Origin of the sequence: Streptomyces sp. NPDC006602 (assembly GCF_042870385.1) — a bacterium.
Taxonomy (GTDB): Bacteria; Actinomycetota; Actinomycetes; order Streptomycetales; family Streptomycetaceae; genus Streptomyces.
Genome location: NZ_JBIAHG010000007.1, coordinates 77,603 through 89,420 on the forward strand (window position 1 = coordinate 77,603; position 11,818 = coordinate 89,420).

7 protein-coding genes are annotated in these 11,818 nt (G+C 70.1%); 6 read left to right on the top strand and 1 reads right to left on the bottom strand.

Features of this window, described 5'->3' with window-relative positions; genetic code table 11:
• The first annotated feature begins 26 nt into the window (after nt 1-26).
• From ACFYO2_RS20195 to serA, 6 genes are all read left to right on the top strand, one after another.
• On the top strand, nt 27-977 hold the full coding sequence (locus ACFYO2_RS20195; protein ID WP_388350588.1) for a 2-hydroxyacid dehydrogenase: 951 nt from the start codon (nt 27-29) through the stop codon (nt 975-977).
• Nucleotides 978-1,449: 472 nt separating this feature from the next.
• Nucleotides 1,450-4,527 (top strand): putative bifunctional diguanylate cyclase/phosphodiesterase, encoded by a 3,078-nt coding sequence (locus ACFYO2_RS20200; protein WP_388350594.1) that lies wholly within the window; start codon nt 1,450-1,452, stop codon nt 4,525-4,527.
• Between the two features lie 237 nt (nt 4,528-4,764).
• Entirely contained in the window at nt 4,765-6,621 is a 1,857-nt protein-coding gene (locus tag ACFYO2_RS20205; RefSeq protein ID WP_388350596.1) for an acetolactate synthase large subunit, read from the top strand.
• Between the two features lie 19 nt (nt 6,622-6,640).
• A complete protein-coding gene (gene ilvN, locus ACFYO2_RS20210; RefSeq protein ID WP_217234733.1) occupies nt 6,641-7,168 on the top strand; it encodes an acetolactate synthase small subunit in 528 nt (175 codons plus the stop codon).
• Nucleotides 7,169-7,287: 119 nt separating this feature from the next.
• On the top strand, nt 7,288-8,289 hold the full coding sequence (gene ilvC, locus ACFYO2_RS20215) for a ketol-acid reductoisomerase (protein WP_388350598.1): 1,002 nt from the start codon (nt 7,288-7,290) through the stop codon (nt 8,287-8,289).
• A 250-nt stretch (nt 8,290-8,539) separates the two neighbouring features.
• A complete protein-coding gene (gene serA / locus ACFYO2_RS20220) occupies nt 8,540-10,129 on the top strand; it encodes a phosphoglycerate dehydrogenase (protein ID WP_388350599.1) in 1,590 nt (529 codons plus the stop codon).
• A gap of 161 nt (nt 10,130-10,290) precedes the next feature.
• Here serA and ACFYO2_RS20225 read toward each other — a convergent pair whose 3' ends face one another.
• Nucleotides 10,291-11,814, bottom strand: a complete 1,524-nt coding sequence (locus ACFYO2_RS20225; protein WP_388350602.1) for an MFS transporter — start codon at nt 11,812-11,814, stop codon at nt 10,291-10,293.
• Nucleotides 11,815-11,818 lie beyond the last annotated feature (4 nt).

The following is an 11,818-nucleotide window of genomic DNA, read 5'->3' on the forward strand; positions in this document are numbered from 1 at the left end:
GTAGTGCCTGACATAGCCTCCTGACCATGACTGCTGACGTGTGGCTGCCCATCCCGCCGGAAGACATCGAAGGGCTCCCCGAGGGCCCGAACTACCGCTTCTGGGACGGTGCTGAGGACTTTCCCGCGGATCCGGCCGACTGTGCGTACTACGTCGTCCCCTACATGAAGCGCATCGAGGTCGGACTGCGGCCGGTGCCCCGCATGAGCTCGGTGCAGGTCGTGCAGACGTTGTCGGCCGGCACCGACGCGATCGAGCCGGGCCTCAAGTACCTGCCCGCGGGCGTGCGGTTGTGCAACGCGCGCGGGGTGCACGAGGCCAGCACCGCAGAGCTCACTCTCACCCTGATCCTCGCCTCGCTGCGCGGTGTGCCCGACTTCGTCCGGGCCCAGGACAAGGGGGAGTGGCGCGGCGGATTCCGGCCCGCGCTCGCGGACAAGACGGTCCTCATCGTGGGGTACGGATCAATCGGATCAGCGATCGAGGACCGGCTCGTTCCCTTCGAGGTCGCGCGGGTGGCGCGCGTCGCGCGCTCCGAGCGCACCACGGCGCGCGGGCCGGTGCATCCGCTCACCGAACTACCCGCCCTGCTCCCCGAGGCGGACGTCGTCGTCCTCTCCACGCCCCTCACCGAAGCCACCCGCCACCTGGTGAACGCCGACTTCCTCGGACGTATGAAGAAGGGCGCGCTGCTGGTCAACGTGGCCCGCGGCCCGGTCGTCGACACCAAGGCGCTGCTCGCCGAGCTGGAGAGCGGCCGTATCACCGCCGCCCTCGATGTCACCGACCCCGAACCGCTGCCCCCGGGCCACCCCCTGTGGCAGGCGCCGGGCGTGCTCATCAGCCCCCACGTCGGCGGACCGACCTCCGCGTTCCTGCCCCGCGCCAAGCGACTGCTGGTGGACCAGTTGAACCGATTCGTGAACCGGGAGCCTTTGCGCAACGTGGTCCTTACGACAGGCCCAACAGGTGTGTGACGCCCCCGAGATGAGCAGCGCGCGCCCGGCCCGCACGCCGGGTGCAACAGGCGCGTAATCCGTTTCCGGCACCCTCCGCAACCCTCCGGACGCGCTAAGTACTCACATCTCCGCTGGTCGTCACGGAGCGTAGAGGAACTATGTCCCTGAGTGACGAGACTGGTGTATCGTCCCGACAGGGGCTGCGCCGCGCACCGTTCGGCGCCGGGGATGGACATTTCAGACTGTGAGGGGGGCGACGGGCAATGCACGGCCTATGGACGAGCGATCCGACGCGGCGGGGCCGCCGACGGCGACCCTGGCACACGGCTGCGCGCAGACGCGGCCACCACGGCGGCCACGGATGTCACCACGGACAGCACGACGGCCATCAGAGCCATCACCCCCGCAGGCACACCAGCCGCAGGAGGCATGCGCACCCAGCGCACCGGGACCCGAGGGACCCTGGAGCGGCGCGGACCGGGAGGGCCCGGTGAGTTCGCCCCCGCCTTCCACGACCACCCTTGACGGGGCGCTGCGGGCACGGCCCGCGCCGGGAGTGACGCCGACCCGCCCACCGGCCCTCGGCGGCGCGTCGAGCCTGGTCCACCAACTCGTCCTGGCCCTGGTGTGCGCGGGATACGCCGTCGGTTCCGCGCTCGGCTGGAGGTCACGTCAAGTCGCGCTGATCATGGGCGACTTCGGGCTGAGCGCCGCAGCCGGCGCCGCAGCCGTGTCCTGCTTCCTCTACGCCCGCAACCGCCGCATCCGCTTTCGACCCGCGTGGCTGCTCTTCGCCCTCTCCTCGGCGATGGCGGCCGTGGGCAACCTGATCTGGGGGTGGTACGAGGTCGTCCTGGAGCGACCCGTGCCCAGCCCCAGCTACGCCGACCTGTTCTTCCTGTGCTTCGCGCCGCCCGCGATCGTCGGACTGCTGGTGCTCGCCAAGCGGCCGGTGACCAAGGCGGGTTGGGTCTGCCTGGGCCTGGACGCATGGCTGATCGGCGGCTCGCTGCTCACGCTCTCCTGGAGCCTTGCCCTCGCCCAGGCGGCCAAGTCCGAGGGGTCCAGCGTGGCGCACACCGCGCTGTCGCTCGCGTACCCGCTGCTCGACATCGCCCTGATCAGCATGGTGCTGGCTTTGCACTTCCGGCGCTCGGCGGTGAACCGTACGGCGATCAACACCGCGATCGGCGCGCTCGCGCTGACCGTGATGTGCGACGCCCTGTTCACCTCACCGCTGTTGCACCACACCTACCGCTCCGGGCAGCTGCTCGACGCGGGCTGGTTCGCCGGCTCGCTGCTGCTCGCCTACGCCCCCTGGGCCACCCCCCGGCACGCAGAGGCGGACACCGTACGCCGGCACCCGGTCCGGCGCCGTACGGACGTGCACACGCGCGTGGTGCGTGAATACCTGCCCGGACAGCGCACCGGCCCGCACCACCCGCCCGCGAGCCCCGCTCAGGGAGGTGATCACAGCCGGTATCCGGCCGCCCGGCCCATCGCCGGTTCACTGGCCGCCCTCACGCCCTACCTCGCCGCCGCGGTCTGCACGCTCGGGATCCTCTACAACGTCCTGAGCGGCCGTAGCGTCGACCGCGTGGTGCTCCTCACCGGCGGCACCGTAGTGCTCGCCCTCGTGGTCCGCCAGGGCATCATGCTGCTCGACAACATCACCCTCACCCAGGAGCTGGCGCAGAAGGAGAACCACTTCCGCTCCCTGGTGCAGGGCTCCAGCGACGTCATCATGATCGCCGCACCGAACGGCATTCTCCGGTACGTCTCCCCGGCCGCCGCCGGCGTCTACGGACGCCCCGCGGAGGAACTGGTGGGAACCGAACTGGCCGGTCTCATTCACCCGGAGGACCTGGGCTGCGTCGTGCACGAGGTGCGCCGCTTCCTCGCCGCCAGCCCGTCGGAGGAACCCACCACGCGCATCGAATGCCGGTTCCGCTCCGGCGACGGCGGCTGGCTCAACGTGGAGTCCACCGTCAACCGACACCACGGCGGCCTCATCTTCAACAGCCGGGACGTGACCGAAAGGGTGCGTCTGCAGGCGCAGCTCCAGCACAACGCCGAGCACGACCCGCTGACCGACCTGCCCAACCGCGCCCTGTTCACCCGGCGGGTCCAGCAGGCCCTGTCCGGCCGCCGCTCCACCGACCGCGGAGCCGCCCTTCGCGGCACGGCGGTCCTCTTCATCGACCTCGACGGCTTCAAGGCGGTCAACGACACGATCGGGCACCAGGCCGGGGACGAACTGCTCGTCCAGGCCGCCCGCAGACTCCAGGACGCCGTCCGGCAGGGGGACACCGCCTCCCGGCTGGGCGGCGACGAGTTCGCGGCCCTGATCGTCGGGGACGGCGCCCGGGACCGTTCCGCCCGGGAGCGACAGATCCTGGAGCTCGCCGACCGCCTCAGGATCACGCTCTCCCAGCCCTACCTCATCGACGGCAATGACGTCCGCGTCAACGCCTCCATCGGCGTCGCCTTCGCCGAGCCGGGCCTCGGCGCGGGAGAGATCCTGCGCAACGCCGACCTGGCCATGTACCGCGCCAAGGCGGGCGGCAAGGGCCGCGTCGAGCTGTACGCCCCACAGATGCAGCAGGACGTCGTACGCAAGGCGGAGCTGGCCACGCGCCTGCGTGCCGCACTGAACGACGGTGAGTTCACCCTGCTGCACCAACCCGTGGTGTGCCTGGAGGACGGCCGGATCACGTCGGTCGCCGCCCAGGCGCGCTGGCGCTCCTCGCAGGGCGTGCTGTTCACGCCCGCCGAGTTCCTGCGAGTGGCCGAGGACAGCGACAAGGCGGCCGAGCTGGGGCGCTGGGTGCTCGACGAGGCCGTGGAACAGGCAGCCGAGCGCGCCAGGAACGGCCTGGCCGTGCCGGTCGCGGTCCGGATGGGCGCGCGCCGGATGCTGGACCGCTCGATGCCGCTCGGCTCGATCGAGGCCCTGCTGACCCGGCACGGGCTGCCGTCCGGCTCGCTGGTGATCGAGCTGTCCGACATCGACCCCCGGGTCCCGCTGGACGAGCTGGAACGCCGCCTGAGCGCCTTGCGCAGGCTCGGCGTCCGGATCGCCCTGGACGGCTTCGGGAGCGGTTACGCGGCCATCACGGCCCTGCGCAGGCTCCCCGTCGACGTACTGAAGCTCGACCGCGGTCTGGTCGAGGGGGTCGTCGAGTCCGCCCGGCTGCACAAGATCACCAGTGGGCTGCTCCGTATCGGTGGCGATCTCGGGCTGCAGTCCGTGGCCGACGGCGTCGACCTGCCCGAGCAGGTCGTGGCGCTGCGCGCGATGGGGTGCACGCACGGCCAGGGCATGGCGTTCTCCGGCCCGCTGGACGAGCACCGGCTGCGCAGAGCGCTCGGATCCGGCCACTGCCCGGTGCCGCACGGACCTGCGGAGTCGGCGTTCGCGGCCGGCGTGAGAGAGCCGCAGGGGCGCCCCGGAGGTGAACGAACCATGGAAAGGGGCGCGGGCGTTTTCACCAGTGGTGTGCCCGCGGTTCTCGGCGGCGGAACGGCCCTGCGCTCACATGATGAGACTCCCGTCCCACCCACTTGACAGTGAGTGTGCACCGGGGGGAGGGTCTGTGCCATGCGCACCCGAATTCTCGTACTTGGAAAGCGCGTCGGCTGACGCTGGTGACCTCCGGACGGACCCGGAACTCCCAGCGACCGCACCCGGCGCGCTCCCCTCGCTTGCCTCACGGCACGAGGGGTTTTTTGTTGCACAGGGACCAGTCGTACAAATGCCGTACACCGCACGAACTTCGCAAAAACCCTCAGCATCGAGAAGAGAATGCCGATGACCGAGCAGGCCACCGGGGCCCATCATCCGCAGCCGCGGCCCCGTTCCGGAGGACACCAGTCCGCGCCCGAGCACGTCACGGGAGCGCAGTCCCTCATCCGCTCTCTCGAGGAGGTCGGCGCCGAGACGGTATTCGGGATTCCCGGCGGTGCGATCCTCCCGGCGTACGACCCGCTGATGGACTCCACCCGCGTGCGCCACGTTCTGGTCCGGCACGAGCAGGGCGCCGGCCACGCGGCCGAGGGCTACGCCCTGGCCACCGGCAAGGTCGGGGTCTGCATGGCGACGTCCGGCCCCGGCGCGACCAACCTGGTCACGCCGATCGCCAACGCCCACATGGACTCCGTGCCGATGGTCGCGATCACCGGCCAGGTCGCCTCCGCGTCGATCGGTACGGACGCCTTCCAGGAGGCGGACATCGTCGGCATCACCATGCCGATCACCAAGCACAACTTCCTGGTCACCAAGGCCGAGGACATCCCGCGGGTGATCGCCCAGGCGTTCCACATCGCCTCCACCGGCCGCCCGGGCCCGGTCCTGGTCGACATCGCCAAGGACGCCCTCCAGGCGCGGACGACCTTCTCCTGGCCGCCGGTCATGGACCTGCCCGGCTACCGGCCGGTGACCAAGCCGCACGCCAAGCAGATCCGTGAAGCCGCCAAGCTGATCACCGCCGCCAAGCGGCCCGTGCTGTACGTCGGCGGCGGCGTGCTGAAGGCCAATGCCACCGCCGAACTGAAGGTCCTCGCAGAACTCACCGGAGCGCCCGTCACCACCACCCTGATGGCGCTCGGCGCATTCCCCGACAGCCACCCGCTGCACGTGGGAATGCCGGGCATGCACGGTGCGGTCACCGCCGTCACCGCGCTGCAGAAGGCCGACCTGATCGTCGCCCTCGGAGCCCGCTTCGACGACCGCGTCACCGGCAAGCTGGACAGCTTCGCCCCGCACGCCAAGATCGTCCACGCCGACATCGACCCGGCGGAGATCGGCAAGAACCGCGCCGCCGACGTGCCGATCGTCGGGGACGCCCGCGAGGTCATCGCGGACCTGGTCCAGGCCGTCCAGAAGGAGCACAGCGAGGGTCACCAGGGCGACTACAGCGCCTGGTGGAAGGACCTCAACCGCTGGCGAGAGACGTACCCGCTGGGCTACGACCAGCCCGACAACGGCTCGCTGTCCCCGCAGCAGGTCATCGAGCGGATCGGCCAACTCGCCCCCGACGGCACGATCTTCGCCGCGGGCGTGGGCCAGCACCAGATGTGGGCCGCGCACTACGTCCAGTACGAGAAGCCGGCGACCTGGCTGAACTCGGGCGGCGCCGGGACGATGGGCTACGCGGTGCCGGCCGCGATGGGCGCCAAGGCGGGAGCCCCGGACCACACGGTCTGGGCGATCGACGGCGACGGCTGCTTCCAGATGACCAATCAGGAGCTGACCACCTGCGCCCTGAACAACATCCCGATCAAGGTCGCCATCATCAACAACGGCGCCCTCGGGATGGTCCGCCAGTGGCAGACCCTCTTCTACAACCAGAGGTACTCCAACACCGTGCTGCACAGCGGCCCGGAGGCGGACGGCAAGCAGCCGAGCGCCGGCACCCGCGTCCCCGACTTCGTGAAGCTGTCGGAGGCCATGGGCTGCTACGCGATCCGCTGCGAGTCCCCGGACGACCTCGACAAGGTCATCGAAGAGGCGAACTCCATCAACGACCGCCCGGTCGTCGTGGACTTCATCGTCCACGAGGACGCGATGGTGTGGCCGATGGTCGCCGCCGGCACCTCGAACGACGAGATCATGGCCGCTCGGGACGTCCGCCCCGACTTCGGCGACAACGAAGACGACTGAGCGAGGAAGACCAAGAGACATGTCCAAGCACACGCTCTCCGTCCTGGTGGAGAACACGCCCGGCATCCTCGCCCGGATCGCCGCCCTGTTCTCCCGCCGCGGCTTCAACATCGACTCGCTCGCCGTCGGCGTCACCGAGCACCCCGAGATCTCCCGGATCACCATCGTGGTGAACGTGATCGAGGAACTGCCGCTCGAGCAGGTCACCAAGCAGCTCAACAAGCTCGTCAACGTGCTGAAGATCGTCGAACTGGAGGCGGGATCCGCCGTTCAGCGGGAACTCGTTCTGGTGAAGGTGCGCGCCGACAACGAGACGCGCTCCCAGATCGTCGAGATCGTCCAGCTGTTCCGCGCCAAGACGGTCGACGTCTCCCCGGAGGCCGTCACCATCGAGGCCACCGGCAGCAGCGACAAGCTGTCCGCGATGCTGAAGATGCTGGAGCCGTACGGCATCAAGGAGCTCGTCCAGTCCGGCACGATCGCGATCGGCCGCGGTTCGCGTTCGATCACCGACCGGTCGCTGCGCGCCCTGGACCGGTCCGCCTAAGAAGAGGGAACGGGCGGTCGGCGACCACCGACCGCCCGTATACCGAGACCCCGAAACTTCACTTCCGCCCGCCGTCATACGGTGGGACGCAACACCTGCACACAAGGAGAGAACCCAAAGTGGCCGAGCTGTTCTACGACGCCGACGCCGACCTGTCCATCATCCAGGGCCGCAAGGTCGCGGTCATCGGTTACGGCAGCCAGGGCCACGCCCACGCGCTGTCGCTCCGTGACTCGGGTGTCGACGTGCGTGTCGGTCTGCACGAGGGCTCCAAGTCCAAGGCGAAGGCCGAGGAGCAGGGCCTGCGCGTGGTGACCCCGGCCGAGGCCGCCGCCGAGGCCGACGTCATCATGATCCTCGTCCCGGACCCGATCCAGGCCCAGGTCTACGAGGAGTCCATCAAGGACAACCTCAAGGACGGCGACGCCCTCTTCTTCGGCCACGGCCTGAACATCCGCTTCGACTTCATCAAGCCGCCGGCCGGCATCGACGTCTGCATGGTCGCCCCCAAGGGCCCGGGCCACCTGGTGCGCCGCCAGTACGAGGAGGGCCGCGGCGTTCCGTGTATCGCGGCCGTCGAGCAGGACGCGACCGGCAGCGCCTTCGCGCTGGCCCTCTCGTACGCCAAGGGCATCGGCGGCACCCGCGCCGGCGTCATCAAGACGACCTTCACCGAGGAGACCGAGACCGACCTGTTCGGTGAGCAGGTCGTCCTGTGCGGTGGTACCGCGGCGCTGGTCAAGGCCGGTTTCGAGACGCTGACCGAGGCGGGCTACCAGCCGGAGATCGCTTACTTCGAGTGCCTGCACGAGCTGAAGCTGATCGTGGACCTCATGTACGAGGGCGGCCTGGACAAGATGCGCTGGTCGGTCTCCGAGACCGCCGAGTGGGGCGACTACGTCACCGGCCCGCGGATCATCACGGACGCCACCAAGGCCGAGATGAAGAAGGTCCTCGCCGAGATCCAGGACGGCACCTTCGCCCGTGAGTGGATGGCCGAGTACCACGGCGGTCTGAAGAAGTACAACGAGTACAAGCAGCAGGACGCCGAGTCCCTGCTGGAGACCACCGGCAAGGAGCTGCGCAAGCTCATGTCGTGGGTGAACGACGACGAGGCGTAAGCCGTAGGGGCGGGGCCGCGGTGCGATGCGCCGCGGCCCCGCCGCCGAACCACCGGTAACCGCTTGTCCACGGCGTCCAGCCACGGACGAGTGATCCTTCAGTGGAGGCGCAAGATGACCTCCGTCGCGGCACTAGACTGCTGCATTACAAACGCGTCGGGCCCACAGCGTCGTGCGTCTTCCACGCGGCTACCCTCCACCGCCTGCGGCCGTCGGGACGGCCGTCCGCATTGGACCTGTGAGGACTCACGTGAGCTCGAAACCTGTCGTACTCATCGCTGAAGAGCTGTCGCCCGCGACCGTCGACGCCCTGGGCCCGGACTTCGAGATCCGGCACGTCAACGGCGCGGACCGGGCCGAGCTGCTGCCCGCCATCGCCGACGTCGACGCGATCCTGATCCGGTCGGCCACCAAGGTCGACGCCGAGGCCATCGCCGCCGCGAACAAGCTGAAGGTCGTCGCACGAGCCGGCGTCGGCCTGGACAACGTCGACGTCTCCGCCGCCACCAAGGCCGGCGTGATGGTCGTCAACGCCCCCACCTCGAACATCGTGACCGCCGCCGAGCTGGCCTGCGGCCTGCTGCTCGCCACCGCGCGCCACATTCCGCAGGCCAACACCGCGCTGAAGAACGGCGAGTGGAAGCGCAGCAAGTACACGGGTGTCGAGCTCGCGGAGAAGACCCTCGGTGTCGTGGGCCTGGGCCGTATCGGCGCGCTCGTCGCCCAGCGGATGTCGGCCTTCGGCATGAAGGTCGTCGCCTACGACCCCTACGTGCAGCCCGCACGGGCCGCGCAGATGGGCGTCAAGGTGCTGTCGCTGGACGAGCTGCTCGAGGTCGCCGACTTCATCACCGTGCACCTGCCGAAGACCCCCGAGACCCTTGGTCTCATCGGCGACGAGGCGCTGCACAAGGTCAAGCCGTCGGTGCGCATCGTGAACGCCGCGCGCGGCGGGATCGTCGACGAGGAGGCGCTGTACTCGGCGCTCAAGGAGGGCCGCGTCGCCGGCGCCGGCCTGGACGTGTACGCGAAGGAGCCGTGCACGGACTCGCCGCTGTTCGAGCTCGACCAGGTCGTCTGCACCCCGCACCTCGGCGCCTCCACCGACGAGGCGCAGGAGAAGGCCGGAATCGCCGTCGCCAGGTCGGTGCGCCTGGCCCTCGCCGGCGAGCTGGTCCCGGACGCGGTGAACGTCCAGGGCGGTGTCATCGCCGAGGACGTCAAGCCTGGCCTGCCTCTCGCCGAGCGCCTCGGCCGTATCTTCACGGCGCTCGCCGGTGAGGTCGCCGTCCGCCTCGACGTCGAGGTGTACGGCGAGATCACCCAGCACGACGTGAAGGTGCTGGAGCTCAGCGCCCTCAAGGGTGTCTTCGAGGACGTCGTCGACGAGACGGTGTCGTACGTCAACGCCCCGCTGTTCGCGCAGGAGCGCGGTGTCGAGGTGCGCCTGACGACCAGCTCCGAGTCGGCCGACCACCGCAACGTGGTGACCGTGCGCGGCACGCTCGGCAGCGGCGAGGAGGTCGCGGTCTCCGGCACGCTGGCCGGCCCCAAGCACCTGCAGAAGCTCGTCGCGGTCGGCGAGTACGACGTGGACCTGGCGCTCGCCGACCACATGGTCGTTCTGCGGTACGAGGACCGTCCGGGCGTCGTCGGCACCGTCGGCCGTGTCTTCGGCGAGGCCGGCATCAACATCGCCGGCATGCAGGTGTCGCGTGCGGTGGCGGGCGGCGAGGCGCTGGCCGTGCTGACCGTGGACGACACGGTGCCGGCCGGGGTTCTGGCCGAGGTCGAGGCGGAGATCGGCGCGACGTCGGCGCGTGCGGTGAACCTCGTCTGAGGTTGCCGCCGCAGCTGGGGGCTCCGCCCCCACACCCGTTCGCCCTGAACGGGCTCGTCCTCAAACGCCGGACGGGCTGGGAACTGAGCGGTTCTCGTACCGGAGAACGCCGGACGGGCTGAGGTTTCTCAGCCCGTCCGGCGTTTTGTGCGTGAGGTTCCTCAGACCGCCATCTTCTCCGGCTCCTGAGCCACCTCCCGCACCCGAACCCGCCGCAGCGTCACCCCCGCCAGCACCGCCGCCCCGGCGAGGGCGACCGTTCCCGCGATCGACGCCGCCTGCATCCCGCTGGTGAACGCCTCTCGGGCCGCCGTCGCCAGGCCCGGCACCCGGTCGGCCGCGGCGAGCGCCCCGCCCAGCGTCTCGCGGGCCGGAGCCGGGGCCGGGGCCGGCATGTCGTGGCGGTAGATCGCCGTACCGATCGCGCCCAGGACGGCCATGCTCAGAGCACCGCCGAACTCGGTGCCGGTCTCCAGGAGCGACGAGGCCGCGCCCGCCTTCTCGACCGGGGCCGTGCTCATGGCCAGGTCGGTCAGCTGGGACATCACGGCGACGGCGCCGGAGGCCAGGACGCCGCAGGCGGCCAGCAGCAGCCAGAGGGAGTCCGTGTCCACCAGGGCCAGCAGCGCGTAGCCGCCCGCGCTGAGCGCGAAGCCCCCGGCGACGAGGTGGGCGCGGCTCACGCCCCGCTGCGCGAGCAGGGCCGTGAGCGGCCCCGCGACGCCGATGAGCACGGAGGGAAGCAGGCTCCACAGCGCGGCCTCCAGAGCGCTCTTGTCGAGGACCGACTGGAGGTACTGCGTGGTGAAGTAGGCCGACCCCATCATCCCGAAGGCGGAGACGAGGTTGAGGACGACCGCCGGGGTGAAGCCGGGTGTGCGGAACAGGGCCGGCGAGATGAGCGGGGAGGCCGTGGTGCGCTGGCGCTGGACGAACAGCGCGGCGAAGAGCAGGCCGACGGTCACCGACATGACGTACCGCACGTTCCAGCCCTCGGACGGGATCTCCTTCAGGCCGTAGATCACGGGCAGGACCGCCGCCATGGAGAGCGGAACGCTCAGCAGGTCGAAGCGTCCGGGGTTCGGGCTCTTCGACTCGGGGAGCAGGAACGGGCCGAGGACCAGGAGCAGCACCATCGCGGGCAGGTTGACCAGGAAGACCGAGCCCCACCAGAAGTGTTCGACGAGCACACCGCTCATCACCGAGCCGAGCGCGATCCCGGCCGTCATCACGCCGGACCACAGACCGACCGCCTTCGCGCGCTGCGTGGGGTCGGTGAACATCGTGCGGACCAGCGCCATCGTCGACGGCATGAGGGTCGCGCCGCCGATGCCGAGGACCGCACGGGCCGCGATCAGGGTCTCGGCGCTGTTCGCGTACGCCGCCACCAGGGAGGCGGTGCCGAAGGCCGCGGCGCCGATCAGCAGCAGCCGACGGCGGCCGATGCGGTCGCCGAGGGAGCCCATCGTCATCAGCAGGCCGGCCAGCACGAAGCCGTAGATGTCGAAAATCCACAGTTGCTGGGTGCCGCTCGGCTCCAGGTCCGCGCTGATCGCCGGGATGGCGAAGTAGAGCACCGAGACGTCCATGGAGACCAGGAGCAGCGGAAGCATCAGCACGGCGAGGGCGGTCCATTCGCGGCGCCCGGCCAGGGAGCCCGCGGAAGTACTCGTCGAGTTCGTCATGCCG

Excerpts from the sequence above, each read along its gene's own strand:
- ACFYO2_RS20205 (WP_388350596.1), top strand. The coding sequence starts at position 4,765 with ATGCCGATGACCGAGCAGGCCACCGGGGCCCATCATCCGCAGCCGCGG.
- ilvN (WP_217234733.1), top strand. The coding sequence starts at position 6,641 with ATGTCCAAGCACACGCTCTCCGTCCTGGTGGAGAACACGCCCGGCATC.
- ACFYO2_RS20195 (WP_388350588.1), top strand. The coding sequence starts at position 27 with ATGACTGCTGACGTGTGGCTGCCCATCCCGCCGGAAGACATCGAAGGG.
- ACFYO2_RS20225 (WP_388350602.1), bottom strand. The coding sequence starts at position 11,814 with ATGACGAACTCGACGAGTACTTCCGCGGGCTCCCTGGCCGGGCGCCGC.